The sequence below is a fragment of the Paenarthrobacter sp. OM7 genome, from assembly GCF_029873575.1.
In the GTDB taxonomy this organism is placed as follows: Bacteria; Actinomycetota; Actinomycetes; order Actinomycetales; family Micrococcaceae; genus Arthrobacter.
In genome coordinates this window covers 3,203,257-3,230,125 of the sequence record NZ_CP123579.1, presented here as the reverse complement: position 1 = coordinate 3,230,125, position 26,869 = coordinate 3,203,257, and the positions used below count along the sequence as shown (strand labels likewise).

Genomic DNA, 26,869 nt, shown 5'->3' with positions numbered 1-26,869 from the left:
TCCATGGCTAAGATCAAGAAGGGTGACCTCGTTCAGGTCATCACCGGCGCCAAGCAGGAACGCGGCGGAGACCGCGGCAAGCAGGGCAAGGTTCTGCGCGTATTCCCGGACACCAACCGCGTGCTGGTAGAGGGAATCAACCGCGTCACCAAGCACACCAAGGTCGGTCAGTCGCAGCGCGGCACCAAGACCGGTGGCATTGAGGTCGTTGAGGCCCCGATCCACGTTTCCAACGTTGCTCTGGTTGACCCGTCGACCAAGAAGCCGACCCGTGTTGGTTTCCGTCTCGACACCGTTGAGAAGGATGGCGCTACCAAGACCGTCCGTATCCGCGTGTCCAAGGCCACCGGGAAGGACATCTGATGAGTGAGACACTCGAGACTCCAGTGAAGATCGTTCCGCGTCTGAAGACCAAGTATGCAGAGACCATCAAGAAGTCCCTGCAGGAGGAATTCAGCTACGCGAACGTCAACCAGGTTCCCCGCCTGGTCAAGGTTGTAGTGAACATGGGTGTTGGAGATGCCGCCAAGGACTCCAAGCTGATCGACGGCGCTGTCCGCGACCTCACCCTGATCACCGGCCAGAAGCCGCAGGTAACCAAGGCCCGCAAGTCAATCGCACAGTTCAAGCTGCGCGAAGGCATGCCGATCGGTGCACACGCAACTCTGCGTGGGGACCGCATGTGGGAATTCGTGGATCGTCTGGTTTCGCTGGCTCTGCCGCGTATCCGTGACTTCCGCGGCCTCAACGGCAAGCAGTTCGATGGCAACGGCAACTACACCTTCGGTCTGACCGAGCAGGTTATGTTCCACGAGATCGACCAGGACTCCATCGACCGCGTTCGCGGTATGGACATCACGGTCGTCACCACCGCCAAGACCGATGACGAAGGCCGCGCGCTGCTCAAGGCGCTTGGTTTCCCGTTCAAGACCGAAAACTAACTACGTGACAGGTCCGTCTTCGCAGGCTCTTGAGAGCCGGCGCAGCGGAAACCGGTACGAGGAAGGGCTATAGCCCAAATGACTATGACAGATCCTGTCGCAGACATGCTCACGCGTCTGCGCAATGCAAACTCGGCATACCACGACACCGTGTCCATGCCATACAGCAAACTGAAGGCACGCGTTGCTGACATCCTGAAGGCAGAAGGCTACATTGCCGGCTGGAAGGAAGAAGACGCCGAGGTTGGCAAGAAGCTGACCATCGACCTTAAGTTCGGTCCGAACCGCGAGCGTTCCATCGCTGGCGTCCGCCGCATCTCCAAGCCGGGTCTCCGCGTTTACGCGAAGTCCACCAACCTGCCGCACGTGCTGGGTGGCCTGGGTGTCGCAATCCTGTCCACCTCTTCCGGCCTCCTGACTGACAAGCAGGCCGGCAAGAAGGGCGTGGGCGGCGAAGTCCTCGCGTACGTCTGGTAACGGGAAAGGAAGAGAATAATGTCACGTATTGGACGTCTCCCCATCACCGTTCCTGCCGGAGTTGAGGTCAAGCTTGATGGCTCCGTCATCAACGTCAAAGGTGCCAAAGGCGAGCTGAGCCACACTGTGGCCAGCCCGATCGAGGTTACCCAGGAAGAGAACACCCTGACGGTCACCCGCCCGAACGACGAGCGCAACTCGCGTTCGCTGCACGGCCTGACCCGCACCCTGATCGCCAACATGATTCAGGGCGTTACCGAGGGCTACGAGAAGAAGCTTGAAATCGTTGGTACTGGTTACCGCGTTCAGGCCAAGGGTTCTGACCTGGAGTTCGCTCTGGGCTACAGCCACCCGGTTAACGTCTCTGCACCCGAAGGCATCACCTTCGTAGTAGAGGGTCCGACCAAGCTCTCTGTTTCGGGTATCAACAAGCAGCAGGTCGGCGAGGTTGCTGCCAACATTCGCAAGCTGCGCAAGCCTGACCCCTACAAGGGCAAGGGTGTCCGTTACGCCGGCGAAGTCATCCGCCGCAAGGTCGGAAAGGCTGGTAAGTAAACCATGGCCATCGCAATTAATAAGAAGCGTACGAACAAGAGCAAGTCTGCTGCACGCAGCCGTCGCCAGCTTCGTATCCGCAAGCGCATCACCGGTACGGCTGTACGTCCTCGTCTGGTCGTCAACCGTTCGGCACGTCACGTATTCGTCCAGGTTGTCGATGACAGCAAGGGTGTAACCGTGGCTTACGCTTCCACCCTGGAAGCTGACCTTCGCGCATTCGACGGAGACAAGACTGCAAAGGCCAAGCGCGTCGGCGAGCTCGTTGCAGAGCGCGCCAAGGCTGCAGGCGTCGAGGCTGTTGTCTTCGACCGTGGCGGTAACAAGTACCACGGCCGCATCGCCGCCGTCGCTGACGGTGCTCGCGAAGGTGGGCTGGCACTGTGACCGTTGAAAATAACGAAAAGGACATTCAGGTGACTGAAGCTGTAGCTGCTGAAGCAACTGAGACCGCACCCGCTGCCGATGACCGCCGCGGCGGACGTCGTGGCGAGCGCGGCGACCGTGGCCAGGGCCGCGGCGACCGTGGTGGCCGTGGTGGCCGCGACGGCGGTCGTGAGGCTGAGAAGAGCCAGTTCGTAGAGCGCGTTGTCACCATCAACCGCGTTGCCAAGGTCGTCAAGGGTGGTCGTCGCTTCAGCTTCACCGCTCTCGTCGTCGTCGGTGACGGCAACGGTATGGTCGGCGTCGGCTACGGCAAGGCCAAGGAAGTTCCCGCTGCTATCGCCAAGGGCGTTGAAGAGGCCAAGAAGTCCTTCTTCCGCGTACCCCGCGTTGGCAGCACCATCCCGCACCGTGTGCAGGGTGAGGCTGCTGCAGGCGTAGTCCTGCTGCGTCCGGCTTCCGCCGGTACCGGTGTTATCGCCGGTGGCCCGGTCCGCGCGGTATTGGAGTGCGTGGGCATCCACGACATCCTCTCCAAGTCGCTCGGTTCTTCCAACGCGATCAACATCGTTCACGCGACCGTTGCCGCTCTGAAGCAGCTCGAAGAGCCCGCTTCCGTGGCTGCCCGCCGTGGCCTGCCGCTGGACGAGGTTGCTCCTGCTGCTCTGGTGCGCGCGCTCCAGAACCAGAAGGCAGGTGTTTAGTCATGGCTAAGAACCTGACTCCCTCCGACGCCAAGTTGGAAATCACCCAGATCAAGGGCGTCATTGGCGCCAAGCAGAACCAGATCGCCACCCTTCGGTCCCTCGGCCTCAAGCGCATCGGACACACTGTTGTCCGCTCCGCTGATGCCGTGACCGTTGGAATGCTGAACACGGTTCCGCACCTCGTGAATGTAGAGGAGGCGAAGTAATGGCAGAGAACAAGACCGCCGCAGAGACTGCTGAGAAGCAGAACGCTCTGAAGGTCCACCACCTGCGTCCCGCCCCGGGTGCCAAGACCGCCAAGACCCGTGTTGGTCGTGGTGAAGGCTCCAAGGGTAAGACCGCTGGTCGCGGTACCAAGGGTACGAAGGCCCGCTACCAGGTAAAGGCTGGCTTTGCCGGCGGCCAGCTGCCGCTGCACATGCGCCTGCCGAAGCTGCGCGGCTTCAAGAACCCGTTCCGGGTTGAGTTCCAGGTTGTCAACCTGGAAAAGCTCAACGAGCTGTTCCCGGAAGGTGGCGCTGTCACCGTTGAGTCCCTGGTTGAGAAGGGTGCCGTTCGCAAGAACCAGCCCGTGAAGGTGCTTGGCACCGGCGACATCACCGTCAAGGTTGATGTTACGGCCCACGCATTCTCCGCCAGTGCTACGGAAAAGATTGCTGCAGCAGGCGGAAGCACCACTGCTCTCTAAGAGCCAGTGGGGCAGATGCCCGTTGTAAAAAAGGATCCCGGTACGCGGGGCTTCGGCCCTGTGTACCGGGATTTTTTTCATGGTTGAGGACTCTCGATTATTACGACGGCGTCACAAGCAGTTAGACTCGGTTGTTGGGTTTCATTGAGCCCGATCACATCCTTGTACTTTCTACTCAGGAGGACGCTTGCTAAGCGCATTCGGCCGGGCGTTTCGGACGCCTGATTTGCGACGCAAGTTGTTGTTCACGCTGGGAATCATCACAATCTTCCGCTTGGGAGCTTTTATCCCCTCGCCTGGTGTGAACTACCAGAATGTCCAGCAATGCTTGAACACCGGTGACACCTCGCAGGGCATCTACCAGCTGGTTAACTTGTTCAGCGGCGGCGCGTTGCTGCAGGTCTCAGTCTTTGCCTTGGGCATCATGCCCTACATCACGGCGAGCATCATCGTGCAGCTGCTCCGGGTGGTCATTCCCCGGTTCCAGCAGCTCTACGAAGAGGGTTCCTCGGGACAGTCAAAGTTGACCCAGTACACCCGGTACCTCACTATCGCTCTCGGCCTGCTGAACGCCACCACTCTGGTGTCCCTGGCCCGGTCCGGTCAACTGCTCCCGGGCTGCAACCTGCCCATCATCCCCGATGAGAGCATCATGACCACCATCCTCATCATCATCACGTTGACGGCCGGTACCGGCCTCATCATGTGGATGGGCGAGCTGGTGACGGAGAAGGGTGTGGGCAACGGTATGTCGCTGCTCATCTTCACCTCCATCGCTGCAAGCTTCCCGGGTTCGCTGGGTGCCATCTGGGAGAGCAAGGGTCCCGGCACCTTCTTCACCGTGCTGGCTGTCGGTTTGCTGACTGTGGCCTTGGTTGTTTTCGTGGAGCAGTCCCAACGCCGTGTTCCGGTCCAGTATGCGAAGCGCATGATCGGCCGCCGCACAGTGGGCGGTACCAGCACCTACATTCCCATCAAGGTGAACATGGCCGGCGTTGTGCCTGTCATCTTCGCGTCCTCCATGCTCTACCTGCCCGGGCTGATTTCGCAGTTCAACCAGCCGGCGCCAGGGGAGCAGATGGCCCCGTGGGTTGAGTGGATCAACAACAACCTCACCCGTGGCGACCACCCCATCTACATGGCGCTCTATTTCGCCATGATCGTGTTCTTTACGTACTTCTACGTGGCCATCACCTTCAACCCTGAAGAAGTGTCGGACAACATGAAGAAGTACGGCGGGTTCATTCCGGGCATCCGGGCGGGTAAACCGACCGCGGACTACCTGCAGTACGTGCTTTCCAGGATCACCCTGCCTGGAGCCCTCTACCTGGGCTTCGTGGCGTTGATTCCGCTGGTTGCACTCGTCCTGATCAATGCCAACCAGAACTTCCCGTTCGGTGGCACCTCAATCCTGATCATGGTGGGTGTCGGCCTGGAAACCGTCAAGCAGATTGATGCGCAGCTACAACAACGTCACTACGAAGGGCTTTTGCGATGACGAGAATGCTGATCATTGGACCTCCCGGTTCGGGCAAGGGTACGCAGGCTGAACGGATTTCCGAGCGCCTCGGCGTAGTCGCCATTTCCACTGGCGATATCTTCCGTGCCAACGTCAAGGGCGAAACACCCTTGGGCATTGAAGCCAAGAAGTACATGGACGCAGGCGACTTCGTTCCGGACAGCGTTACGAACGACATGGTTCGGGACCGCTTGAGCCAGAGCGACGTGGAGAACGGCTTCCTCCTGGACGGCTACCCGCGTACCACGGCCCAGGTTGATTACCTGGACCAGATCCTCGCCGAAGGCCAGCAGGAGCTCGACGTCGTGCTCCAGCTGACCGCCGATGACGAAGAACTGGTGACCCGTCTCCTTGGCCGTGCCAAAGAGACCGGACGTTCCGATGACAACGAGACCGTGATCCGTCACCGTCTTGATCTGTACCACGAGCAAACCGAAGCCGTTGTGGCCAAGTACGCCGAGCGTGGAATCCTCACGCAGGTTGATGGCATTGGCGGTATCGATGAAGTTACCGATCGTGTCCTCACCGCGATTGAGTCGGCCAAGGCCGTCTAGCTTGTTTTCCACATAGCCGGTTCGCGCGGCTCTGGAGCGAAGGGTGTGTCCCGTACCATTGGTGCGGGACACACCCATTTTTCGTTTCGCGGCAGACTGTTGGGGGAACCGCATGCATACTGCTTTATCTGGGCACAGCCGGATTTCGGGGCTCGAGGTCTACCTGCCACCCGCCCGGCTGGACACGGCCGCCGTCGAGCGCCGTATTGCTGAGCACAGTCCGGGGTTCCGGGTCCCTCAGGGCCTGATCGGTCGCGTCACGGGAATCCGTTCCCGCAGTGTCATGGCTGAAACCGAACAAGCGTCGGACCTGGCGGCCAACGCTGCGGCCAAGGTTATGGCTGAGTGTGGACTGCAGGCTCCGGAAGTAGACCTCTTGATCTTTGCTTCGGCCAGCCAGGACATGGTGGAGCCGGCCACCGGACATATGGTTGCGGCAAAGTTGGGGCTCGCATGTCCGGTCATGGACGTCAAGAACGCCTGCAACAGTTTCCTCAACGGCGTCGAAGTGGGGGACTCCCTGATCGCTACGGGACGCTATGCCCGCGTGCTGGTGGCCACCGGTGAATCGCCGTCGAGGGCAGTTCGTTGGAAGGTTCCGGACTTTGAGACTTTTGCGTCCAGTTTTCCCGGGTACACCATGAGCGACGGCGGTGCCGCAGTTTTGCTTGAGGCGGCAGACCGGGAGCCGCCAGGTCCCGAAGGGGCGGCCGGGATCCTGTCCATGGCCTTCACGGCGCGGAGCAGCCACTGGTCTGTGGGTACGCTCTCGGCGGGAGGTTCCGCGTTTCCCCGCGATCCGGAAGCCAGCTATTTCAGCATGGACGGTGAAAAGCTGAAGGACGCGTTCCTGGATCTTGGTTCTGAGATTCTTGACCAGACGCTCGAGCGGCTTGACCTGTCATGGACGGACTTCGCAGTGGTGTGTGTTCATCAAGTCAGTGCTCCGTACCGGGCGATCTTCGCTGAGCGTGCCGGTGTTCCCAGTGAGTTGCTGGTCCCTTCCGTGGAGGATTTCGGCAACCTGGCGTCAGTCAGCCTGCCGCTGCAACTGAAACTCGCCATGGACAGCGGACGGTGTGGACCAGGTGACCTCGTCGCGTTGGTGGGATTGGCCGGCGGCGTCAGCCTGGGCATGGCAGTGGTGCGGCTGTGACGGCCATGAACGCACGGCCGGAGCCTGCAAGCCCAGGGCTGGAAAGCAGCGCTCCCACCAGGCCGCTGTGTATCGCTGTTCCGATGCTGAACGAGGAGAAACTGGTACGTCAGACACTGCTGTCCCTGGCGGCCCAAGAGCACAAGGATTTCACGGTTGTTGTGGTGGACAACGGCTCCACTGATAACAGCCGTGGCATCGTGGCTGAGTTCGCCGCGGAACATCCCGGAATGGACATCCGGCTCCTGACCGAAGGGCAGAAGGGTACTGGGGCGGCGGCGGATACGGGCATGCGCTTCGGTGTGGAGCACGGCGCAGTATGGTTGGCCCGCACCGATTCCGATTGCCTTGCAGCTCCGGACTGGACTGCCAGGATCATGGCCGCCTTCGATGACGGGCTGGAACTGATCGCTGGCCAGCTTAATCCGAGGCTTGATGAGGGAATCAGCGCCGGTGAACGGCGGATGATGTTGCTCGCGGTGGAGGTGGCCTCATTCTTTGGCCGTATCCGTCCCGGCAATAAGGGCGAGGGGTACCTGGGGCCGTACCAAATGCTCCCGGGCTGCAACATGGCCATCACCGCAGATATGTACCACCGGTCCGGCGGATTCCCCCGCTCCAGCATCGAAGACCTCCATGAGGACAGGGCACTGTCCAACCGGGTCAGAAAGCTGACCCGGAACTACGCCCTGCGGCGGGATGTTGTGGTATTCGGCTCCTCACGCCGCGTCAAGGCCTGGGGCTTGAAGAACACGCTGGCGTGGTACGCAGACCACCGGTACCGTCCCGAGCACGTGGATATCCGGTGATGGCGGACGTGGCCACGGCTGAGCAATGGGAACGACGCATCCACCTGGGCGCCCACCCTCTGCTGTATCCGATGATTCGAGGTTTGGGCAGCCTCCGTCCGGTGGTCAAGCTGCCAGGGTTGGGGGTGCTGGTCAGTGAAGCCGGCTTGGTTCGTGAGGTCCTCATGGACCAGCAGAGATTTGTCAAGAATGGCCGCTCGGGTTCAGGCGCCCTCTGGACTCCCGTGGTGGGCCCCAAAGCCTTGGTGAACATGGATGGCGAAGACCACAAGAAATTGCGGCAACGCCTGGGTGATCTGTTCACGCCGCGATCGGTAGCCGGGATAGTGGAGCCGGCGGCATCCGCCTTTGAATCACGAATCGCCAAGGAACTGGACGCGGGACGTTCGGTGGACGTGGTGGAATGCGTGAAGGACCTGGCAGGGGGAGTGATCTCCCGGTTGCTGGGAGTGCCCGACGACGCGCCGGGCAGGCTACCCAACAAGGAACTCTTCAACCTGGGCTCTTCCATTTCCTCGCTTGTCCGCTTGGGCCGTCCCTCCCTGACGGCGCGGCAAATCGCGAAGGGGCGTTCCGCCGTCGGAATCCTGGCAGGACCGGCCAGGGTGGCCTACCGGGAGAGTGACCCCGGGACATTTCCCGGGAGGCTCCGGGAACTCGGCATGAGCGAGGAAGAAGCGATGGGCATCATCAGTGCTTTCGTCATGGTGGGCACCGAAACGCTGGTCTCATTCCTTCCGCGGTTGGTGGCGCTCCTTACGGACAGCGGACGGGTTGAGGAACTGGCCAACCAGCGCTCAACCGTTCCTGCCGTGATCAATGAGGCCCTTCGCTTCACAGTGCCATCGCCCATGATGATCCGGGATGCAGTGGCACCCGGGGCCATTGGAGGGACGGAGGTCCGGGCCGGCGACAGGATACTGCTATCCACCGTCCACGCTGCCAAGAGCCTCCGCGGCTTTGACCCGGCAGAGGCCATACCCCCGCAAGCGCGCCAGCTGTGGTTCGGCGCGGGAGCACACTTCTGTATCGGCATGCCGTTGGCCATGGCCGAGATCAACGCAGCCTTGGACGTACTGCTGGACCGGTATCTTCAGCAACCCTGGACCATCCGGAGCCGCCGTGTCAGCAGAGGTGTTCTCATTCCGGGATACAAGAGTCTGGAACTGGCGAATGTCTGAGGAGACAGTTGAGCAGTCAGCGGGCACTGCCGACCTGATCGCCGCCGTATATGCAGCAGCGGAACGGTTCCCGCAACACCCGGCGATCACAGCCCCAGGCAAAGCACGCCGCATCAGGGGCGTGCGTGGGGCGGAGGCAGTGAAACCCGGACAGACCATCACCTACCGTGAGCTGGCGGACGGGATCGAGGCGACGGCGCTCAGCCTCCAGAAGGACGGATTCGGCTTGGGGGAGCGCATGTTGTTCTCCGTACGTCCCAGCCCTGCGGCGTTTGTCCTTGCCTTGGGCGCTGTGCGGGCGGGTGGCTCGGTGGTGTTTATTGACCCGGGAATCGGTCCTTCCCTCTTTCGGGATCGTGCAGGGCTCGCGTCGCCGCAGTGGGCAGCCTCGGAGTCGCTCCTGTACGCGTTGAGCGCCAAGAGCCCTTTCCGTCCCCTTGCACGGAGGCGGGGCCTGCTTCTCCCCAACTATGGCGCCATGGAGGTCCGCCACTACTACGCGGGACCGTGGTTGCCTGGTGTGCCACGGGGCGCGTCGCCGGTGAGGGCCCTGGCGTCGACGCGGATGGCAACGGGGGATGGCAAAATTGGCGGCGACGCCGTGAACGCGTCCTCGCAGGAAGCCGTCATCATCTTCACATCGGGGACTACCGGTGCTCCCAAAGGCGTGATCCACACCCGGGGATCGCTCGCCGCGGGCTTTGGACAACTCACCACGCGCTGCACCTTCAGGGAAGGCGACAGGGTCCACTCGGAGCAACTCATGATGGGCCTGCCCGCGCTCATTGCCGGTGCGCACTGGACCATGCCGGCGTACGGATTCTCCGCCCACATCGATCCTCTCCGGCTTGCGGGCGAACTTGGGCCTGTGGCCGGCCAAAAAACAGCGTACGACGGCGCCACCCACCTTTTCCTTGTGCCGTCACAGTTGGCGCCCATCCTGGACTCGATCGAGGAAGGAACGGTCAGGCTGCCGGCATCGCTGAGGACAGTCATGCTTGGGGCGGCGCCGATCCTGGCGCCATTTCTGAAACGGGCCATGCAACTGCTTCCGGGCATCGAGTTCAAACTGATCTATGGCATGACCGAAGCGCTTCCAATCGCCATTGCCGACGGACACGAAAAATTGGCCTTCGCGTCAGGTGCAGAGGCTGAAGTAACGGCCCCCGACGGCACAGGCGAAGGTGACTTCCTGGGGGAGCCGCTGCCCGCCGTCGGAATCCGGGTGGCTGAAGACCACGAACTGTTGGTCCGGGGTCCCAATGTGTGCCACGGCTACCTGGGCGAAGACCCGATGGTGGAGCACGCGACGGGGGACCTCGTCCGGCTGGACCACGGCAGCGCCGGGGCGCCCAGGCTGGTGATGATCGGGCGTAAGAAGGACATGATCATCCGAGGGAAGACCAACATCTACCCGGCACTCTACGAGCCGGTCATTGCTGGGATCCCCGGGGTCCGGCAAGCAGTGATGGTAGGCGTTCCGGATGACGTCGGAGACGAGGCAGTGTGGCTGGCCGTCGTCGCTGCGGCTGGCGAAAGTGCAGCCCTGATGAAGTCGCGGCTTGCCCGAGACCTCCCACGGCTCATCGACGAATCCGTGCTCCCGGACCACATTGAAGTCCTGGAGTCCATCCCGTCCGGTGGCCGGCACCGGAAACCTGACCGTGCAGCATTGCGGCAGGAGTTCGCGTCACGCACCCAGCCAGAGGCACACGCAGACGCAGCGGGAACACGGTGAAGATTGCAGTCACCGGCGCCACTGGGTTCATCGGGGGAGCCGTAGCCGCAGCTGCGGAGGCCCAGGGATGGGAGGTAGTCCGCTTCGCGAGACAGCACGGACCTGGCCTGAATTACTGGGATCTGACCGGGCTTCCCCCAGGGCGGCTTCCCGGCGTTGACGCTGTGGTGCACGCGGCAGCACACGTTGCCGATTGGGGTCCGTCTGCCCTCTTCCACCGGGCCAACGTCCTGGGCACCCGTGCCGTGGCCGAGGCCTTCGACGGCACCCGCCTGGTCCACATCTCCAGTTCCAGCGTGTACCCGTGGTGGGAATCATGTGTCAACCGGGCCGAGGATGAGGTAGCCACACGCCACCTGAGTGCCTACGGACGCAGCAAGGCGCTCGCCGACGTCGAAGCCCGTCGCCATGGCAATGCCGTGGCACTGCGCCCGCACGGTGTCTACGGGCCGGGGGACCGGACGCTGCTGCCACGTCTGATCAGCAACATCAGGCGAGGCCATTTGCTGAGTGTCGGACATGCCCAGGTGAAACATCAATTGACGCACGTGGACAATCTGGTGAAAGCAACCCTTGCCGCCTGCCGCTCGGAAATCCGGGGCGCCGTCAACGTGGGGGACGCTGAGCCTGTTGAATTGGGTGGAGTGCTGCGCCAGGTGCTGGACTCCTCTGGATTCCACGGCGTGGACATCAGGTACCTTCCCGAGCCCGCGGCCATGGCTTTAGCCGGCATTTCGGAAGCGGTTTCACGGGCGAGCGGCCGGAATCCGCGGCTCACACGTTACGCGGTGAGCCAACTCGGGAGGGAGCGAACCTACTCCTTGGAACGCCTCCGGCACGAGCTGGGAATCGAGCCAATTTCGACCACAGTCTCGGATGCGGGAAAATGGTTCAAGCACGGAGCCTGATCGGCTCCGTCAGCAAACTTTCCAGAGGAGAACATGGCGTTCGGTCAGCCCCGCATTGAATACAAGACCAACGAGCAGATGCGCAAGATGCAGGAAGCCGGGCTTGTCCTGAGCCGTGCACTTGATGCTGCAGTTGCGGCGGCCAAGCCGGGCGTCACCACCAAAGACCTGGACGATGTTTTTGCCGCGGTCCTCAACGACGCAGGTGCCAAGTCCAACTTCCTCGGCTACCACGGCTTCCCCGCCACAATTTGCACCTCCGTCAACGAAGAAGTGGTCCATGGCATCCCCGGGACCAAGGTCCTCAATGAGGGTGACATTATTTCCATCGACGGCGGCTGCATCGTGGACGGCTGGCATTCAGACTCTGCGCGGACGGTCATCGTGGGTACGGCGGATCCCGAAGACCAGCGGCTCTCCGACGTCACTGAGGCTGCCATGTGGCGTGGCATCGCCGCCCTTGCCAACGGAAAATTCGTCGGAGACATCGGCAACGCGATCGATGACTACGTCTCCTCCGTCCACGGCAAGCCCTTGGGCATCCTGGAAGACTACGTAGGGCACGGCATTGGCTCCGAAATGCACATGGCCCCGGATGTCCTGAACTACCGGACCGGCCACCGCGGACCGAAGATCCGCCCAGGCCTGTGCCTGGCCATCGAACCCATGCTGGTGCGCGGGGGCATCGAAACCGCCACCCTCGACGACGACTGGACCGTTGTCACCACCGACGGCAAGCGTTCCTGCCAGTGGGAGCATTCTGTCGCCGTCCACGAAAAGGGCATCTGGGTCCTGTCCGCCCCGGATGGAGGCGCCGAGCAGTTGGCGCCGCTCGGCGTCGTGCCTGTACCGATCCCGTAAGGCTTGTACCAATCCCGTAAGACCCGGGCCGTACGCCCCGGAGCACAAGAGCCGGGCTGCTGAAGCAGCCCGGCTCTCTTCATGCCTGGAGGAGAAATCAAGCCTTCAGCTTCGGCTTCACATCCTTGGTGTAAATGCCCTCGAGCGTCTTCTTAAGCTCGGTCATGGTTGCCTGGACGTCGCCCTGCTGCGTGAGGATCTTTGCAGCGGCCTTGGCCATCTCCTGGTCCGCACCCGGCAGGAACACGCGTGCGTTGTCCTGGACCTTGGTCACGGCGAGCTGGTCCATGGCGGTCTTGATTTGCGGTGTCTCGGCGAGGACAGCGGACATGTCGGCCGAGAGACGCGTGGGCATGTACCCGGTGGCAGCGGAGAAAGCGGCGGTGTTCTCCGGTTCGGTCATGAACTTCAGGAACGTGGCCGCAGCAAGCTGTTCCTCCTTGGTGATGCCGCTCGGGATGCCGAGACCGGCACCGCCCGTGGGGCAGACCCCGCTGGGCACTTCGGGCCCGCCCGGAAGGAAACCGACGCCAACGTTGAACTTGGCTGCCTTCAGGACGCCCAGCAAGGAACCAGTGGAGGAAATGGTGGACGAGGTGATGCCCGCGGCGAAGTCGTCTGCGGCTTCCTTGGACGAAACGCCCGCCCAGCCGTCCTTGTAAATGGAATCCTGCGCCCACTGCAATGCAGCGACTGATTCGGTGGAATCACACGTGATGTCCCAGTCCTTGGACCAGCTGCCGCCCCAGCCCCACAGGTTGTTTTGCAAGGTCCAGCCCGCGTAGCCGGCAAGGGCCGGGTAGATGTAGGCATACTGTGCGCCGGACGTGGCCTTAAGCTTCGGGGCCCACTCCGCGAATTCCTGCCACGTGGCCGGTGCGCGATCAGGGAGGCCCGCCGCCTTGAAATGGTCCTTGTTGTAGTAGAACAGCGGGGTGGACCGGCCGTAGGGGAGCGCCCACTGCTTGTCGTCGTACTTGTAGTCGTCCACCAGCGACTTCTGGAAGTCGTCGATCTTGATGTCCAGCTGCTTCACCAGTCCATCGATGGGGATGATGCTGCCATTGGAGAAGTAGCGGAACCACCACACATCAGAGAGGACAACCAGCGCCGGGAGACCCGTCTTGGCTGCCTGCGAGGTCTGGAACTTCTGGGCGATCTCCTCGTAGTTGGCCCCGGCCGTGACGAGGTTGACTTTGATGTCCGGAAACTTGGCGTGGAACTTCTCAATGATCGCCTTCTCCACGTCCTGCGACTTGCCTGGGTGGTTGGTCCAGAAGTCGATGGAGCCAGCCGGCTTCACGCCGCTGAAATCGATCGCTGCGGTCTCGACGGCGTCTGCCGTGCCCGCCGTCGAAGGTCCGCCACAGGCGGCCAGTGCCGCGGCTCCGGCGCCCAGTCCGGCCAGGCCCAGGAAATGTCGGCGGTCAAGGTTGGTACGCATGGTGCTTCCTCTCAATAACTTCACTAGGGTATTTCGATGCGAATGGTGCGGAGGGAGAAAATCAGCCGGTGACGCTTCCTTGGGTCAGGCCGGCCACGATGTAGCGCTGGAGTGCTGCGAACACCAGCAGGATGGGGACGATCACCAGAACGGCGCCGGCCATGAGGATTCCCCAGCCTGCCCCATTGCCTTCCGAGTTCTGCAGCAACGTCAGGCCCACGGGCAGCGTCATGGTTTCGGGGCGGTCAGTGATAATGAGCGGCCAGATGTAGTCGTTCCATTCACTGACCACGGTCACCAACGCCACAGTGGCGATGGACGGGACCGAGACCGGCACAATGATCTGCCACAAGCGCCGCCAGTGGCCGGCACCATCGATTTCGGCCGCTTCGAGGATCGATGGCGGCAGCGTCAGGAAGTGCTGGCGCAGCAGGAACGTCCCAAACGCTGTGCCGAGGCCGGGGAGGATGATGCCCCACAACGTGTTCTTCCCGCCCATTCCTGCAATGAGGATGTAGTTGGGCAGGATGGACACTTGGGCCGGGACCATGAGGGCTACCAGAATCAGCACGAAGATCACGTTCTTGAACGGGAATCGCACGAACACGAGGGCGTAGGCAGTCAGGATGGCCAGGACGACCTTGATGGATGAGCCGATGACGGTCACGATCAGGCTGTTGGCGAAGAACTGCGCAAACGGGACGGTGGTCATCGCCGTGGCGTAATTTTCCAGGTTCAGGGACTCCGGCAGGATCTTCAAATCCATGGTGACGATCTCGCCCGGCTGCTTGAAAGAGCTCAACAGCATCCACAGCAGGGGCAGGAACACCACCAGTGTGGCAATGATCAACGGGACGTACCCGGTTGCGACAGTCTGGAGCAGGTTGGCGCTGGAGAAGGGACGCGGCCGTTGCGGTTGCTGCGACTCTTGCCGGTTGTCCTGCTGTGCGTCCTGTGGGGAAGGCACGACGGCGGCTGGTAACGGTGCGCTCATGAGTAGTGGACCTTTCGCTCAACGAACCGCAGTTGGAGGACCGTGATGATCAGCAGGATGGCGAAGAGGATCACCGAGATCGCGGCGGAATACCCGGCCCGGTTATAGGCGCCGAATGCCTGCAGATACGCCTCATAAATCAACGTGCTGGTGCCGTTGCCCAGCGGAGTCATGATGCGGATGAGGTCGAAGGCCTGCAAAGAGCTCAGCATGGTGGTGATCAAGAGGAAGAACGTAGTGGGGGAAAGAAGCGGCATGGAGATGTTGAAGAACCTCCGCACGCTGTTTGCCCCATCAAGCGCTGCAGCTTCCATGACGTCGCGGGGAAGGGACTGCAACCCGGCGAGGTACACCACGGCGCAATAGCCCAGGTTCTTCCAGATGTAGACGATGATGACCATCACCAGCGACAACTGGGGATCGTTGATCCACTGTGGGCTCTGCTGCCCCATTCCCCGAAGAATCCACGCCAGCACGCCGTAGCCGGGATCGAAGATGAACAGCCACACCAGGCCGACGCCCACCCCGGACAGCACGTAAGGGGCAAACACCGCGGACCTCGCAAAGGTGGTTCCACGGACCTTCGAGTTCAACGCCAGGGCAACCAGCAACCCTAGAACCATCGACCCACCCACCGTCACCAACGTAAAGACGGCTGTGGTCCCCAGAACCTTGGACGCATCCTCGCTGGTGAAGAAGGTGACATAGTTCTGCAGCCCCACCACCGTGGCCGACGCCGAACCCAGCGTCCAATCCAGCGTGGAGTAATAGATGTTGTTGATCAGGGGCCAATACGTGAACGTGCCGATCAACACCAGGTTCGGCAAAGCCATGGCTAGGAAAACCATGAAGTCTTTGCGGCTGCGGCCAGACCAGCCCCTTCTTACCGGAGGGTGCTGGGCGGCATCGACGGGCGGAACCGGCGGCGTGGAGTCCGGCCTGCCTGCAGGCGCGGTGCTGCTGTGAATCTGTCGGGTAGTCATGGGTCACTAACGTTTTTTGGCGAACGTGGGGCGCCAACTCCCGGAACGGGGCGGCGAAGACAGGCCTAGCTCACCACACGCACAGCGGCTGAATGGGCCGAATACGCGGTCCGTAGCGATAGTTGTCTGACACTTCCCAACCCGTTTACTCGGCGTTACTCGCTTGTTCGTATTCGAGGCCGGGCTCCCACTTTGCCCTTCATCGGTGGCAGCCAATTGGCTGCCACCCTCTGCGCGCTCGGTCGTTCCTCCCTTAGACGCGCGCTGCCGGGTGCCAGTCAATTCGCTGAGTCCGCCTTCGTGCAGGTGGAGAATGGAGCCATGAATTCGATCACCGATGTTGCCGGCATACGGGTTGGGCATGTGCAGAGGGTGGGGGAGGGGTGGCTGTCCGGGGTGACTGTTGTTCTTCCTCCCGTGGGGACCGTGGGGTCTGTGGATGTTCGCGGTGGAGGTCCTGGGACTCATGAGACCGACGCACTGGATCCCACCACGCTGGTATCCACTGTGGATGCCGTGGTGCTGACCGGGGGCAGCGCTTTTGGGTTGGCCTCGGCCAGCGGTGCCCAGTTGTGGTGCGAAGAACAGGGGAGGGGCTTCGCTGTTCCCGGGACCGTGGTGCCGATCGTGCCTGCGGCCGCCATCTTCGACCTCGGGCGGGGCGGTGACGTGAAAGCTCGACCAGGCGCCGACATGGGCTACCAGGCAGCCGCTGCAGCGTTCGCCTCAGGTGACCATGCCGTCGTCGAACGTGGAAACGTGGGTGCGGGGACTGGTGCCGTTGTTGCGCGCGGGCAGTACAAAGGTGGCATCGGAACGTCGTCCATCACCCTCGACGGCGGCGTGATTGTGGGGGCCATCGCGGTAGTAAATGCGCTTGGTTCGCCGGTGTTCAGCGCGACAGGGCCACAACCCTCTGCCGGCCCGGGGGTTCCACCGCAGGGGCTCAACACGACGTTGGTGGTGGTCGCTACGAATGCTGCCCTTGATGTTGCCGAATGCAGGCGGACCGCCAGTGCCGGGCATGCAGGGTTGGCCCGGGCCTTGGATCCGTCGCACACCCTTGCGGACGGTGATACCGTGTTCGCTTTGGCGACCGGCGCCGTCGTGCTGGATCGCAGTACTGAACAGGCGCGGCAAGTGTCGCTGATAACGCTTCAAAGTGCCGCGGCGGAAGCCGTTCGGCTCGCGATACTCGACGGCGTCGGGGCTGCGGAAAGTGTATCGACGGCGGCAGGTGAATTCCCGGCTTTCAGGCCCGCAGGGGAGTGACGGCGGGGGACCCTTGCGCTACCATGGACGGATTTAACTTTCCGGCCTGATTGGCGTAGAGTTATTTGTTGGTTGTCTGTGCAGCCACGCCCTTTTTAGTGTCGTGGTTCAAGAGAGCCAAGCAAACAAAAAACGTCCGCTGGATCTTCGGTGCCTAACTGAAGGACAGCGGCAAACAACAGTTAGCGGAGGATATGGCCAAGAAGGACGGGGTCATTGAGATCGAGGGCGTTGTGACTGAGGCGCTGCCCAATGCGATGTTTCGCGTTGAGCTCACCAACAAGCACGTCGTTCTCGCACACATCTCTGGGAAGATGCGACAGCACTACATTCGAATCCTCCCCGAGGACCGGGTAGTGGTTGAGCTGAGCCCATACGACCTCACACGTGGTCGTATCGTCTACCGCTACAAGTAAATTGCTGGGCGGCCAGGCAATAGTGCCTAAGCCGCTCCAGCAGATCAACTGCAAAACACGCAAAGGAACGCCATGAAGGTCAAGCCGAGCGTCAAGCAGATCTGCGACAAGTGCAAAGTGATCCGCCGTAACGGCCGGGTCATGGTGATCTGCGAGAACCCGCGCCACAAGCAGCGCCAGGGCTAATTCCCCTTCCGGGAATCAGCGCCCGCAAGGGCAAACCTGGGTTGCTAGCCCACGCAAGTAAATAAAGGCAGCACAAGCTGTGCCAGGACTGCAGTATAGAGCCTGGTCAGCGAACCCCCGGTCGGAGGCTGGGGCCACACGGAACGTGTGGGTGTACTGCCTACGACCTCCGGTTTATTCAAGGAGTACCGCCACTATGGCTCGTCTCGCTGGCGTAGACATTCCCCGCGAAAAGCGGTTGGAAATTGCGCTTACTTACATCTACGGCGTGGGCAAGACCCGTGCACACGAAACCCTGGCTGCCACTGGCATCAGCGCCGACGTTCGCGTCAAGGACCTGACTGACGCCGAACTGGTTCAGCTGCGTGACTACATTGAAGGCAACTACAAGGTTGAGGGTGACCTTCGCCGCGAGGTAGCCGCTGACATCCGCCGCAAGGTAGAGATCGGCAGCTACGAAGGCCTGCGCCACCGCAAGGGCCTGCCCGTACGCGGACAGCGTACGAAGACCAACGCTCGTACCCGTAAGGGCCCGAAGCGCACCGTCGCCGGCAAGAAGAAGGCCGGACGTTAATCCCTCGGGATTGATCCGGTTTTCCCCCGATAACTTTCTGTAGGAGAAACAATGCCCCCGAAGACTCGTGGAGCGGTTCGTAAGCCGCGTCGCAAGGATAAGAAGAATATTGCGCTTGGCCAGGCGCACATCAAGAGCACCTTTAACAACACCATCGTGTCCATCACGGACCCGAACGGTGCTGTCATCTCATGGGCTTCCGCCGGTGAGGTTGGCTTCAAGGGCTCCCGTAAGTCCACTCCCTTCGCCGCCCAGATGGCTGCTGAAGCCGCTGCAAAGCGCGCTCAGGAGCACGGTCTGCGCAAGGTTGACGTATTCGTCAAGGGCCCGGGATCCGGACGCGAAACCGCAATCCGTTCGCTTCAGGCCGCTGGCCTCGAGGTTGGCTCCATCCAGGACGTCACCCCCAGCGCCCACAACGGTTGCCGCCCGCCGAAGCGCCGCCGCGTCTAATTAGGTCTTCCCTGCCTGACTGGCCGGGCCTGCTGTGGAGAGTTTCGACCCTTCATAAGCATGGCCCGGCTGGTCAGGCTGGAAACCGAAGCCGATTTCCACCACCTGTGTTGCGTCATATAGCGGATGCTCGCCGAAAGGAAACCTAAGTGCTCATTGCACAGCGCCCCACCCTGTCTGAAGAAGTTGTATCCGAGAACCGCTCCCGTTTCATCATTGAACCGCTGGAGCCGGGCTTCGGCTACACCCTCGGAAACTCCCTCCGCCGTACCCTGCTCTCCTCCATCCCCGGTGCCGCTGTAACCAGCATCCGGATCGATGGCGTGCTGCACGAGTTCACCACGGTTCCGGGTGTCAAGGAAGATGTCACCGAGATCATCCTGAACATCAAGAACCTTTCGGTTTCCTCCGAGCACGATGAGCCGGTTGTTGCGTACCTGCGCAAGCAGGGCCCCGGAGTCGTCACCGCCGCGGACATCGCTCCGCCGGCCGGCGTCGAATTCCACAACCCGGATCTGCACATTGCCACTCTGAACTCGAAGGGCAAGTTCGAACTCGAACTGACCATCGAGCGCGGCCGTGGCTACGTTTCGGCAGCTCAGAACAAGTCCGGCGACTCCGAGATTGGCCGTATTCCGGTTGACTCGATCTACTCGCCGGTCATGAAGGTAACTTTCCGCGTGGAAGCTACCCGTGTTGAGCAGCGCACCGACTTCGACAAGCTCATTGTCGACGTCGAGACCAAGCAGGCAATCGCTCCGCGCGACGCTGTTGCTTCCGCAGGCACCACCTTGGTGGAACTGTTCGGTCTGGCTCGTGAGCTGAACACCGCAGCTGAAGGTATCGAGATTGGCCCGTCGCCGACGGACGCTGCCCTGGCAGCTGACATGGCTCTGCCGATCGAGGATCTGGACCTCACCGTCCGTTCCTACAACTGCCTCAAGCGTGAGGGCATCCACACCGTGGGTGAACTCGTTGCCCGCTCCGAGGCTGACCTGATGGACATTCGTAACTTCGGTGCGAAGTCCATTGACGAGGTCAAGGCAAAGCTCGTGGAACTGGGTCTGTCCCTCAAGGACTCCCCTCCCGGTTTCGATCTCGCAGCCCGCGCCGCAGCCATCGAAGAGGACGACGCCGCGTTCAGCGACGACGAGCTCTAAACAGCAGATCTTGGCCGCTGGGTCCAGCAATGGACCTGAACGGCTTACATAACAGGAGAAATAACTATGCCTACCCCCACTAAGGGTCCGCGCCTCGGAGGCGGCCCGGCTCACGAGCGCCTGATGCTCGCGAACCTGGCAGCTGCTCTGTTTGAGCACAAGCGCATCACCACCACGGTCACCAAGGCCAAGCGCCTTAAGCCGTACGCAGAGCGTCTGGTCACCTTCGCCAAGCGTGGCGACCTCGCTTCCCGCCGCCGCGTTCTCGGCCTGATCAGCGACAAGGGCGTTGTCCACGAGCTGTTCACCGACATCGCCGGCGCCGTTGCCAACCGCGATGGTGGCTACACCCGCATCACCAAGATCGGCAACCGCAAGGGCGACAACGCTCCCATGGCTGTCATCGAGCTCGTTCTCGAGCCGGTCTCCCCGAAGCAGGCCGTTGTTGCTGAAGCAACCGCTGCCGCTGCCAAGGCTGCTCCGGCTGCTGAAGCTCCGGCTGCTGAGGAAGAGGTCGTTGAGACCGAAGCCGTTGAAGCTGAGACGGAAGAGGCTCCGGCCGCTGAAGCTGCCGAAACCGAAGAGGCTCCGGCCGCTGAGGACAAGAAGTAATTCACTGAATTCTTCGCAGTAGACTTAAGTCTATGAACGAACGAAAACCCGCTGCCCCCGTTTTGGGGGGCGGCGGGTTTTTGCGTGTAAGGCTTGATCTCTCTTACGACGGCGCACCCTTCAATGGATGGGCCCTGCAGCCCGGGCTTCGTACTGTCCAGGGCTCCGTGGAGGAAGCGCTGGCGCTCCTGCTGCAACGACCTGTCCGCGTGACGGTGGCCGGCAGGACTGACGCGGGAGTCCACGCACGCGGCCAGGTGGTTCACCTGGACCTGACCGAAGCCGAGTGGCTGTCACTGCCGCGTGGGCACGAACTCGATCCCGCCGTCGCGCTGTTGCGGCGCCTCCGCGGAGCTTTGAGCCGGATCCTCGGCGACCTCACCGGTGCTGTGGAAGTGCACGACGCCGGTCTGGCGCCTGAAGGCTTCGACGCCCGCTTTTCAGCGTTGTGGCGCAGGTACAGTTACCGCATTGCCGACGGTCCCGAACGGTGGGACCCCCTGCTGCGGGGAATCACGCTGTGGCACAAAGCGCCGTTGGATGTTTCGCTCATGAACTCCGGGGCCGTGGCGCTGCTGGGACTCCAGGATTTCCGCTCGTACTGCAAGCCGCGCGAAGGCGCCACCACCATCCGGGAACTCCAGAAGTTCTCCTTTACCCGCGACAGCGACGGTGTAATTGTGGCCACCGTTCAGGCCGACGCTTTCTGCCACAACATGGTGCGGTCCTTGGTGGGCTCCGCGCTGCGGGTGGGGGAGAAGTTGGAGGCTCCAGGCTGGCTGCACTCGCGCCTTCTGGAGAGGAAGCGCGATGCCAAATCCGTGCTCGCTGCACCGCATCCCTTGGTGCTGGAGGAAGTTTCTTATCCTTCGGATGCCGAGATGCTGGCCCGGGCTGAGCTGACGCGGGCGCGGCGGGCGTAGTTCTCTTCTTGTTTGCTGCTTTCCCTGTGCGTTGGAGGACCCCCTCCCGGCTCTGGGTACCGGAAGGGGGCCGTTGTGGCACTCCGTGGTCTGGGATCCGCGAAGTGCCGGTCTATTTCCCGAGGATCAAGAGAACATTTGTATGATTCTGATGACGGCGGGACCCAGAAGGATTATGAACAGCACAGGGAAGATGCAGAGCATCAATGGAAAGAGCACTTTCACAGGCAGCTTCATGGCTTTTTCTTCTGCCTTCTGACGACGCTTGACGCGGGCTTGCTTGGCCTGGGCGCGGAGGACGTTCGCGATGCCGATGCCATATTTATCGGCTTGCATAACCGCGAGGACAAAGCTGCGGACGTCGGTAACTGTTGATCGCTCCGCCAAGGCCTCATAGGCTTCCTGCCGCGGCCGCCCAACCTGAATGTCTTGCAAGGTACGCATGAGTTCCTGCGCCAAGGGCCCGCCTCCATAGACCGAGGCTCGTTCCAAAGCAGCTTCGAAGCCGAGCCCGGCCTCCACTGAGATCAACATTTGGTCGAGAGTGTTTGGGAACTCCAATTGGATTGCTTCCTGGCGCTTAATGCCGGTGTTGTAGACCAATAGATCTGGGAGGAAGTACAGCAGGACAGTAATGAACAAGCCCAGACAGATGAACAGGGGAGTTGGGTTGCTGGTGATCAGCAACATGCCTCCCAAGGCGCCAGCGAAACCTAGTGCCGGCTTGATGGCGATGAGCTTGGTCAAAGGAATCGATTTCGGGCGACCCGCCAGTGCAAGCCATTGATCAAGCTTGGCTTCGTAACTGCCGGGCGTGAGCTTCCGGGCAACGCCCAGGAGGAGCGGCGGACGTTGAATGTTGATACTGGCACCTTGGGAGAATCCGGACCCTAGGTTGGTTTGGATGGCGACGAGGCCTTTGCGATCTATGGTCGCTAATGACCACACAATATAGGCGATCGGGATGATAATGGCGGCGATGATCAGCCAAACAATGGGAGTCATGAGTCTTGCCTCCTAAAACTTGATCTTCACGGTTCGGCTCATCCAGAATCCGCCAACGATGAACAGGATGACGCTGACTACCAACAGAGCGATTCCTATTGGATGCTGGACGAAGACCCTCATGTAGCTCGGATTGACGGACGTCATGATCAGCCCTACAGCGATAGGCAGGATCATGAGAATTACTGCTGACATCTTGCCTTCAGCACTTAGTGCGCGAACATGTCCCTTGATTTCGCTGCGCTCCCGAATCGTCCCCGCTACCTGCTCCAGAACCTCCGCCAAGTCACCACCAACCTCACGATTGATCTGGATCGCCTGGCCGATCCAACGGAAGTCTTCACTGTCCATACGGGCAGCGCAGTCTTCGATGGCTTGTCGGGCATCCTTACCGATTCTGACTTCGTTGACGATGCGGGACAGTTCTTCCGATGTAGGTGCCTGTGCCTCATGTGCGGCGGCTTCGAGTGACCGCATGATGCTGTGTCCTACTCTGAGGCCGCCAATCAACATCTGGATCGTGTCCGTGAGTTGCGTTTCAAACTTGGCACGGCGCTTTTCCGTCTTGAACACGAGCACGATCTTTGCTGCGAATGGTGCAGCAAGGGCTAGCAATAGACCTATGAGGAGATTGATCAAGAAGCATCCGGCAACGCCAACAGTCACCGTTGCAATGACGACCAGGACGGTGAAGTCGGCTGGAGCCTGCTTGACTCCGGCGTTGTACAGTACCTCACGGTTGAAAGGCCCCCCCGAACGGCCAATCGCAGCATCGACTACCTGAACGGCCGAGTGGGACACGCGTCCCAATGCCGACTCATCAGGAGCAGTGCCAACGCGACGACGTTCGAGAGGGATGCTTCCGTGGCGAGGCTTCAGCACGAATACAACAATTAAGATGAGAGAGGCCGCGCAGAGCCCAACGGCCGCGGCGAATATCAGTGGCGACTCCACCGCTACCGCCTCCCTGGGACGACAGGTGCTACCCCAAAGACCGCCGGCGACACGGTGATGCCCAGCTCTGCGAATCGGTCAAGGAACCGAGGACAAATGCCAGTCGGTAGAGTTTTGCCCAAGAACCGACCTTGAGCGTCGAGACCAGCTGAATAATCGAACAGGAAGGCGTCCTGTAGGGTCACGATGTCGCCCTCCATACCTTGAACTTCCGTCACATGGGTGACCCGCCGGCTGCCATCGCGCAGGCGTGTTACTTGGACGATGAGGTCAACAGCAGAGGACACCTGCTCCCGGATGGCTCGTAGCGGGAGGTCCATCCCGGCCATGAGCACCAGCGTTTCCAATCTGGCAATCGCGTCCCTTGGAGAGTTGGCGTGGACTGTGGACAGCGAGCCGTCGTGACCAGTGTTCATGGCCTGAAGCATGTCCAAAGATTCACCGCCGCGAACCTCGCCCACGATGATGCGATCGGGCCGCATACGGAGGGAGTTGCGCACCAAGTCACGAATGGTGATGGCCCCCTTGCCCTCGATGTTGGGTGGTCGGCTCTCCAACCGAACTACGTGGCGCTGTTGCAACTGCAGTTCCACCGCGTCCTCAATAGTCACGATGCGGTCAGACTCCGGAATAAAGGAAGACAAGACGTTGAGCAGTGTTGTCTTTCCAGTACCAGTTCCGCCGGAGACAATGACATTGAGTCTGGCCCGGACACAAGCACTGAGAAGCTCCGCCATCTCGTGGCTCATGGATCCCCACTCAATGAGGTTGCGGACGGTCAACGGAACCTGGCTGAACTTCCTGATGGTCAGGGACGGTCCATTGACTGCAAGGGGCGGGATGATGGCGTTGACACGGGAGCCGTCCTCCAAACGTGCATCGACGAGGGGTGAAGACTCGTCAATGCGGCGCCCTACTTTGGAAACGATCCGTTCAATCACTTTTCGCAGGTGCGCATCTGAGCTGAACTGAAGATCCGTCAGAGCCAGGTGTCCGTGGCGCTCAACATAGATCTGGTCGAAGCGGTTGACCATGACTTCAGTTACCGAGGGGTCCTCCAGCAGACGCTGAAGGGGTCCGAAGCCCATCACTTCATCGGCGATCTCCCGAATGAGCCGTCGACGTTCTTCAGGGGACAGCGGAACCTGTTCGTCATCAATAACTGCCGAGAGTTCGTCAACAGCGAAGGTCCGGAGTTCCTCTTCGGTTGAAGACGTGTCCCCGATCCTGCTTCCGATACGGTCGAACAATGCCGCAGCCGCCCGTTGTTTAAGACCCGAAAGTGCGTCGACCGTTGGCGTCGCGGGCGCTCCACCCAATATCGGAGCGGTAACTGAGAGGGACGATGACGATGTCTCGCTCGGCGGATTTCCCGCGGTGTCACCCGCTACAGGATCTATGACGATTTGGTGATCGTTCCTCGAGAGCCGTTCTGAAAGTTTCATGACACGACCACCCTCCGGTGCAGTTTGTTTTGCGGTGCGGCTTCCATACGGGGATCGAACCGCTGAACGAGCTTGCGCAGTCCCTTGATGGCTGAATCCCGTGCCGTCCCTTGAAGAACCGGAATTCCTCTGTTGGTCGAATAGGGGAGTGTCCTGGAACGGGGAATCACAGTGTCGATGGGCACTCCTATGGTGGCCTCCACGTCCTGGACGGAAAGACCACTCTTTCGGTCAGCAAAGTTCAACACTGTATGCCGGCCCTGCGGCAGCAACTGAAGCTCCTTCAGCACGCTGAAGCACTTTCGAAGACCCCGGATGCTTGGCACATCCATACCGCAGACCCAGACACCATCAGTTGCCAACTCAAGCGTGGCAAGACAGTGCTCGCCCAGTCCCGGAGCTGTGTCCACCACTACGTACTTGAACTCGGTGGCCAGCTGATTGAGAAGCCTGGTCACGTGGTCGGCCGTGATGTAGTCCGATTCAGAGGGCTTTTGAGGCGCGCATAGGGCGTAGATCCCTGCCGGGTGGACCGTGAGAAACGCTTTGAGGACCATCGAGTCCTGGGCGGCTGAACCGTGGACGGCCTCCGTAATGGAGTGCTCCGGCTCAAGCATCAGGCCCGAAGCAACATCCCCGAACTGCAGATCGAGGTCCACAATAACTACACTCATGGGTGCAAGGGACCCCAACCCGATAGCAAGGTTGGTCGCTACGGTGGTCTTGCCGACGCCACCTTTGGGCGACATGACGGCAATGACCCGCCCTCGGTCCTGGCCGGACTCGGCAGGCTGCATTCCACGCCGCCTGCTGGCGGCAGCCAAGCATGCCCGCTCGAGTAGAACACGGAGTTCGTTAACCTCGGCGTCCGGAGCCACGACGTCTCTAACCCCTGCGTGCATCGCCTTGAGGACGATATCCGTACTTGGCTCCGCCACCATCAGCAAACTGATTTCCGGGTACTGGAGATCAATGACAGTAGCCAGTTTGAAGGCGTCATCCGGGTTTACCCCCGGGCCGAGAATCAAGACCTCAGGTGGAGCACCAGTCAGTTGCTTGAACAGCTCGTCTGTGCCCGTTTGCAGCACTGTCGGTGGCAATGTCTGAAGGTCGCCGTGCAAGGAGCCAGTGATGGCTTGGCGAATGCGTCCTTCAAAGTCACGGACTGCGGTTATGGCTACGAAGCGGCTCATTGGACCAGCCCTCCGAAAGTAGTTGTGGGAGGATCGCTCTTGACCGTCTTGTCAGTCTGCTTGGACAGCCACAGGGTGCCGAACTCGGCGCCGAAAACCATCTCGGCAGCGCTCGCGTCACTCAGGGCTACAGTCACATAAGCCGACCCGTTGGGGAGTGCAACCCCCTTCTCAGCTCCAGCAGACTTCTCTGAGTCCGGGGCGGCCTGCTGGACAGCTGTGACGAGGACGTCGTGATACAGGAGTTCCGTGAAATCTTTCCAGCCGGTCAGCGCAGCCGGCAGGTTGGCTCCCGCGGGTACGGCCTCGTCCAGCTTGAAGGAGGCAAAGACTGTTACGGTGTCTCCAGCTTCGATCCGCCCACCCAGCATGCGCTCAGGGGCTAGGACGAACGTTGCTTCCTGCAAACCGTCCGGAACAGGAACAGTACCCGGTGCCAGCTCTTTGGGGCTGACCAGCTTTACCCCGAGCAGCTGTTCGCCTGGCTGGAGATCGGCCGAGGTGACTTTTCCTTTTTGGTCGGTCAGCGCGTTGATGGTGCCTGGTGCTACTGCCGACTGCGGCAGGGTTTCGACCTTGACCTTGGACTGGATTTCTTCAGCCTTGGTGCCGGCGGGAATGCGTTCCTTCACGACAAGTACGCTGACGGGATCGAGCCCTTGCTGCGCCCGCTTGTCGGCTCCCTGTACGTAGGTAACCAGCAAAACGGTGCCTATGACTGCCAATAGCAGTGCTGCAATGCCTCCCAGTAGGCGTGTTTTCACTTTCTACTCCTTT

The 26,869-nt window shown here is 61.1% G+C and carries 32 protein-coding genes; 24 read left to right on the top strand and 8 right to left on the bottom strand.

The window, feature by feature from the left end; genetic code table 11:
* The first annotated feature begins 3 nt into the window (after positions 1-3).
* From rplX to map, 16 genes are all read left to right on the top strand, one after another.
* On the top strand, positions 4-363 hold the full coding sequence (gene rplX / locus QEH68_RS14905) for a 50S ribosomal protein L24 (RefSeq protein ID WP_062073171.1): 360 nt from the start codon (positions 4-6) through the stop codon (positions 361-363).
* Entirely contained in the window at positions 363-941 is a 579-nt protein-coding gene (rplE, locus tag QEH68_RS14900) for a 50S ribosomal protein L5 (protein ID WP_207594237.1), read from the top strand. The genes rplX and rplE overlap by 1 nt, the downstream gene beginning before the upstream one ends.
* Positions 942-1,019: 78 nt before the next feature.
* Positions 1,020-1,418, top strand: a complete 399-nt coding sequence (gene rpsH / locus QEH68_RS14895; RefSeq protein ID WP_089595798.1) for a 30S ribosomal protein S8 — start codon at positions 1,020-1,022, stop codon at positions 1,416-1,418.
* An 18-nt stretch (positions 1,419-1,436) separates the two neighbouring features.
* A complete protein-coding gene (rplF, locus tag QEH68_RS14890) occupies positions 1,437-1,973 on the top strand; it encodes a 50S ribosomal protein L6 (RefSeq protein ID WP_089595797.1) in 537 nt (178 codons plus the stop codon).
* 3 nt (positions 1,974-1,976) lie between these two features.
* Entirely contained in the window at positions 1,977-2,360 is a 384-nt protein-coding gene (gene rplR, locus QEH68_RS14885) for a 50S ribosomal protein L18 (RefSeq protein ID WP_089595796.1), read from the top strand.
* 29 nt (positions 2,361-2,389) lie between these two features.
* Positions 2,390-3,061: a 30S ribosomal protein S5 gene (gene rpsE, locus QEH68_RS14880; RefSeq protein ID WP_198318248.1), complete on the top strand. Its 672-nt coding sequence runs from the start codon at positions 2,390-2,392 to the stop codon at positions 3,059-3,061.
* 2 nt (positions 3,062-3,063) lie between these two features.
* On the top strand, positions 3,064-3,270 hold the full coding sequence (gene rpmD, locus QEH68_RS14875; RefSeq protein ID WP_089595794.1) for a 50S ribosomal protein L30: 207 nt from the start codon (positions 3,064-3,066) through the stop codon (positions 3,268-3,270).
* Entirely contained in the window at positions 3,270-3,752 is a 483-nt protein-coding gene (rplO, locus tag QEH68_RS14870) for a 50S ribosomal protein L15 (protein WP_207594235.1), read from the top strand. The genes rpmD and rplO overlap by 1 nt, the downstream gene beginning before the upstream one ends.
* 187 nt (positions 3,753-3,939) lie before the next feature.
* Positions 3,940-5,250, top strand: a complete 1,311-nt coding sequence (gene secY, locus QEH68_RS14865; RefSeq protein WP_207594234.1) for a preprotein translocase subunit SecY — start codon at positions 3,940-3,942, stop codon at positions 5,248-5,250.
* 5 nt (positions 5,251-5,255) lie between these two features.
* Positions 5,256-5,825, top strand: coding sequence for an adenylate kinase (locus QEH68_RS14860; RefSeq protein WP_172324492.1), 570 nt, complete (start codon positions 5,256-5,258; stop codon positions 5,823-5,825).
* Between the two features lie 112 nt (positions 5,826-5,937).
* Positions 5,938-6,981: a 3-oxoacyl-[acyl-carrier-protein] synthase III C-terminal domain-containing protein gene (locus QEH68_RS14855; RefSeq protein ID WP_280623258.1), complete on the top strand. Its 1,044-nt coding sequence runs from the start codon at positions 5,938-5,940 to the stop codon at positions 6,979-6,981.
* A 5-nt stretch (positions 6,982-6,986) separates the two neighbouring features.
* Positions 6,987-7,790: a glycosyltransferase family A protein gene (locus QEH68_RS14850; RefSeq protein ID WP_207597613.1), complete on the top strand. Its 804-nt coding sequence runs from the start codon at positions 6,987-6,989 to the stop codon at positions 7,788-7,790.
* Positions 7,790-8,971: a cytochrome P450 gene (locus QEH68_RS14845; RefSeq protein ID WP_280623257.1), complete on the top strand. Its 1,182-nt coding sequence runs from the start codon at positions 7,790-7,792 to the stop codon at positions 8,969-8,971. The genes QEH68_RS14850 and QEH68_RS14845 overlap by 1 nt, the downstream gene beginning before the upstream one ends.
* Positions 8,964-10,709, top strand: a complete 1,746-nt coding sequence (locus QEH68_RS14840; RefSeq protein ID WP_280623256.1) for a class I adenylate-forming enzyme family protein — start codon at positions 8,964-8,966, stop codon at positions 10,707-10,709. Before QEH68_RS14845 ends, QEH68_RS14840 begins: the two co-directional genes overlap by 8 nt.
* Positions 10,706-11,617, top strand: a complete 912-nt coding sequence (locus QEH68_RS14835; protein ID WP_280623255.1) for an NAD-dependent epimerase/dehydratase family protein — start codon at positions 10,706-10,708, stop codon at positions 11,615-11,617. The genes QEH68_RS14840 and QEH68_RS14835 overlap by 4 nt, the downstream gene beginning before the upstream one ends.
* A 33-nt stretch (positions 11,618-11,650) precedes the next feature.
* Positions 11,651-12,478: a type I methionyl aminopeptidase gene (gene map, locus QEH68_RS14830; RefSeq protein ID WP_280623254.1), complete on the top strand. Its 828-nt coding sequence runs from the start codon at positions 11,651-11,653 to the stop codon at positions 12,476-12,478.
* Between the two features lie 97 nt (positions 12,479-12,575).
* Here the strand turns inward: map and QEH68_RS14825 are convergent, their stop codons facing one another.
* The 3 genes from QEH68_RS14825 to QEH68_RS14815 form a co-directional block, all read right to left on the bottom strand.
* Positions 12,576-13,922, bottom strand: a complete 1,347-nt coding sequence (locus QEH68_RS14825) for an ABC transporter substrate-binding protein (protein ID WP_280623253.1) — start codon at positions 13,920-13,922, stop codon at positions 12,576-12,578.
* A 61-nt stretch (positions 13,923-13,983) separates the two neighbouring features.
* Positions 13,984-14,916, bottom strand: a complete 933-nt coding sequence (locus tag QEH68_RS14820; RefSeq protein WP_280623252.1) for a carbohydrate ABC transporter permease — start codon at positions 14,914-14,916, stop codon at positions 13,984-13,986.
* The gene (locus tag QEH68_RS14815; protein ID WP_207594227.1) at positions 14,913-15,899 is read right to left on the bottom strand and encodes a sugar ABC transporter permease; all 987 of its coding nucleotides are present in this window, start codon (positions 15,897-15,899) and stop codon (positions 14,913-14,915) included. Before QEH68_RS14815 ends, QEH68_RS14820 begins: the two co-directional genes overlap by 4 nt.
* A gap of 321 nt (positions 15,900-16,220) precedes the next feature.
* Between QEH68_RS14815 and QEH68_RS14810 the strand changes: the two genes are divergently transcribed.
* The 8 genes from QEH68_RS14810 (at position 16,221) to QEH68_RS14775 (ending at position 21,495) form a co-directional block, all read left to right on the top strand.
* Complete coding sequence (locus QEH68_RS14810; protein WP_280623251.1) at positions 16,221-17,171, top strand: P1 family peptidase; 951 nt, start codon at positions 16,221-16,223, stop codon at positions 17,169-17,171.
* Between the two features lie 194 nt (positions 17,172-17,365).
* Positions 17,366-17,587: a translation initiation factor IF-1 gene (infA, locus tag QEH68_RS14805; RefSeq protein ID WP_011775571.1), complete on the top strand. Its 222-nt coding sequence runs from the start codon at positions 17,366-17,368 to the stop codon at positions 17,585-17,587.
* Between the two features lie 72 nt (positions 17,588-17,659).
* Complete coding sequence (gene rpmJ, locus QEH68_RS14800) at positions 17,660-17,773, top strand: 50S ribosomal protein L36 (RefSeq protein WP_011775570.1); 114 nt, start codon at positions 17,660-17,662, stop codon at positions 17,771-17,773.
* 196 nt (positions 17,774-17,969) lie between these two features.
* On the top strand, positions 17,970-18,347 hold the full coding sequence (gene rpsM / locus QEH68_RS14795) for a 30S ribosomal protein S13 (RefSeq protein WP_011775569.1): 378 nt from the start codon (positions 17,970-17,972) through the stop codon (positions 18,345-18,347).
* A 51-nt stretch (positions 18,348-18,398) separates the two neighbouring features.
* Complete coding sequence (rpsK, locus tag QEH68_RS14790) at positions 18,399-18,800, top strand: 30S ribosomal protein S11 (RefSeq protein ID WP_014922380.1); 402 nt, start codon at positions 18,399-18,401, stop codon at positions 18,798-18,800.
* Positions 18,801-18,949: 149 nt separating this feature from the next.
* A complete protein-coding gene (locus QEH68_RS14785; protein WP_011775567.1) occupies positions 18,950-19,960 on the top strand; it encodes a DNA-directed RNA polymerase subunit alpha in 1,011 nt (336 codons plus the stop codon).
* A 66-nt stretch (positions 19,961-20,026) separates the two neighbouring features.
* Complete coding sequence (gene rplQ, locus QEH68_RS14780) at positions 20,027-20,572, top strand: 50S ribosomal protein L17 (RefSeq protein ID WP_280623250.1); 546 nt, start codon at positions 20,027-20,029, stop codon at positions 20,570-20,572.
* Between the two features lie 32 nt (positions 20,573-20,604).
* Positions 20,605-21,495, top strand: a complete 891-nt coding sequence (locus tag QEH68_RS14775; protein ID WP_207594224.1) for a tRNA pseudouridine synthase A — start codon at positions 20,605-20,607, stop codon at positions 21,493-21,495.
* A gap of 126 nt (positions 21,496-21,621) precedes the next feature.
* Here the strand turns inward: QEH68_RS14775 and QEH68_RS14770 are convergent, their stop codons facing one another.
* Genes QEH68_RS14770 through QEH68_RS14750 form a run of 5 tightly spaced genes read right to left on the bottom strand, consistent with a single transcriptional unit; the run spans position 21,622 to position 26,856 of the window.
* Positions 21,622-22,500, bottom strand: coding sequence for a type II secretion system F family protein (locus tag QEH68_RS14770; RefSeq protein ID WP_280623249.1), 879 nt, complete (start codon positions 22,498-22,500; stop codon positions 21,622-21,624).
* Positions 22,501-22,512: 12 nt separating this feature from the next.
* Complete coding sequence (locus QEH68_RS14765) at positions 22,513-23,454, bottom strand: type II secretion system F family protein (protein WP_280623248.1); 942 nt, start codon at positions 23,452-23,454, stop codon at positions 22,513-22,515.
* Between the two features lie 2 nt (positions 23,455-23,456).
* The gene (locus QEH68_RS14760) at positions 23,457-24,899 is read right to left on the bottom strand and encodes a CpaF family protein (protein ID WP_280623247.1); all 1,443 of its coding nucleotides are present in this window, start codon (positions 24,897-24,899) and stop codon (positions 23,457-23,459) included.
* On the bottom strand, positions 24,896-26,092 hold the full coding sequence (locus QEH68_RS14755; RefSeq protein ID WP_280623246.1) for an AAA family ATPase: 1,197 nt from the start codon (positions 26,090-26,092) through the stop codon (positions 24,896-24,898). Before QEH68_RS14755 ends, QEH68_RS14760 begins: the two co-directional genes overlap by 4 nt.
* A complete protein-coding gene (locus QEH68_RS14750; RefSeq protein ID WP_280623245.1) occupies positions 26,089-26,856 on the bottom strand; it encodes an RcpC/CpaB family pilus assembly protein in 768 nt (255 codons plus the stop codon). The genes QEH68_RS14755 and QEH68_RS14750 overlap by 4 nt, the downstream gene beginning before the upstream one ends.
* Between the last annotated feature and the right edge of the window lie 13 nt (positions 26,857-26,869).

Excerpts from the sequence above, each read along its gene's own strand:
- rplX (WP_062073171.1), top strand. The coding sequence starts at position 4 with ATGGCTAAGATCAAGAAGGGTGACCTCGTTCAGGTCATCACCGGCGCC.
- rplE (WP_207594237.1), top strand. The coding sequence starts at position 363 with ATGAGTGAGACACTCGAGACTCCAGTGAAGATCGTTCCGCGTCTGAAG.
- rpsH (WP_089595798.1), top strand. The coding sequence starts at position 1,020 with ATGACTATGACAGATCCTGTCGCAGACATGCTCACGCGTCTGCGCAAT.
- rplF (WP_089595797.1), top strand. The coding sequence starts at position 1,437 with ATGTCACGTATTGGACGTCTCCCCATCACCGTTCCTGCCGGAGTTGAG.
- rplR (WP_089595796.1), top strand. The coding sequence starts at position 1,977 with ATGGCCATCGCAATTAATAAGAAGCGTACGAACAAGAGCAAGTCTGCT.
- rpmD (WP_089595794.1), top strand. The coding sequence starts at position 3,064 with ATGGCTAAGAACCTGACTCCCTCCGACGCCAAGTTGGAAATCACCCAG.
- rplO (WP_207594235.1), top strand. The coding sequence starts at position 3,270 with ATGGCAGAGAACAAGACCGCCGCAGAGACTGCTGAGAAGCAGAACGCT.
- QEH68_RS14860 (WP_172324492.1), top strand. The coding sequence starts at position 5,256 with ATGCTGATCATTGGACCTCCCGGTTCGGGCAAGGGTACGCAGGCTGAA.
- QEH68_RS14855 (WP_280623258.1), top strand. The coding sequence starts at position 5,938 with ATGCATACTGCTTTATCTGGGCACAGCCGGATTTCGGGGCTCGAGGTC.
- QEH68_RS14850 (WP_207597613.1), top strand. The coding sequence starts at position 6,987 with ATGAACGCACGGCCGGAGCCTGCAAGCCCAGGGCTGGAAAGCAGCGCT.
- QEH68_RS14845 (WP_280623257.1), top strand. The coding sequence starts at position 7,790 with ATGGCGGACGTGGCCACGGCTGAGCAATGGGAACGACGCATCCACCTG.
- QEH68_RS14840 (WP_280623256.1), top strand. The coding sequence starts at position 8,964 with ATGTCTGAGGAGACAGTTGAGCAGTCAGCGGGCACTGCCGACCTGATC.
- map (WP_280623254.1), top strand. The coding sequence starts at position 11,651 with ATGGCGTTCGGTCAGCCCCGCATTGAATACAAGACCAACGAGCAGATG.
- QEH68_RS14825 (WP_280623253.1), bottom strand. The coding sequence starts at position 13,922 with ATGCGTACCAACCTTGACCGCCGACATTTCCTGGGCCTGGCCGGACTG.
- QEH68_RS14820 (WP_280623252.1), bottom strand. The coding sequence starts at position 14,916 with ATGAGCGCACCGTTACCAGCCGCCGTCGTGCCTTCCCCACAGGACGCA.
- QEH68_RS14815 (WP_207594227.1), bottom strand. The coding sequence starts at position 15,899 with ATGACTACCCGACAGATTCACAGCAGCACCGCGCCTGCAGGCAGGCCG.
- QEH68_RS14810 (WP_280623251.1), top strand. The coding sequence starts at position 16,221 with ATGAATTCGATCACCGATGTTGCCGGCATACGGGTTGGGCATGTGCAG.
- infA (WP_011775571.1), top strand. The coding sequence starts at position 17,366 with ATGGCCAAGAAGGACGGGGTCATTGAGATCGAGGGCGTTGTGACTGAG.
- rpmJ (WP_011775570.1), top strand. The coding sequence starts at position 17,660 with ATGAAGGTCAAGCCGAGCGTCAAGCAGATCTGCGACAAGTGCAAAGTG.
- rpsM (WP_011775569.1), top strand. The coding sequence starts at position 17,970 with ATGGCTCGTCTCGCTGGCGTAGACATTCCCCGCGAAAAGCGGTTGGAA.
- rpsK (WP_014922380.1), top strand. The coding sequence starts at position 18,399 with ATGCCCCCGAAGACTCGTGGAGCGGTTCGTAAGCCGCGTCGCAAGGAT.
- rplQ (WP_280623250.1), top strand. The coding sequence starts at position 20,027 with ATGCCTACCCCCACTAAGGGTCCGCGCCTCGGAGGCGGCCCGGCTCAC.
- QEH68_RS14775 (WP_207594224.1), top strand. The coding sequence starts at position 20,605 with ATGAACGAACGAAAACCCGCTGCCCCCGTTTTGGGGGGCGGCGGGTTT.
- QEH68_RS14770 (WP_280623249.1), bottom strand. The coding sequence starts at position 22,500 with ATGACTCCCATTGTTTGGCTGATCATCGCCGCCATTATCATCCCGATC.
- QEH68_RS14760 (WP_280623247.1), bottom strand. The coding sequence starts at position 24,899 with ATGAAACTTTCAGAACGGCTCTCGAGGAACGATCACCAAATCGTCATA.
- QEH68_RS14755 (WP_280623246.1), bottom strand. The coding sequence starts at position 26,092 with ATGAGCCGCTTCGTAGCCATAACCGCAGTCCGTGACTTTGAAGGACGC.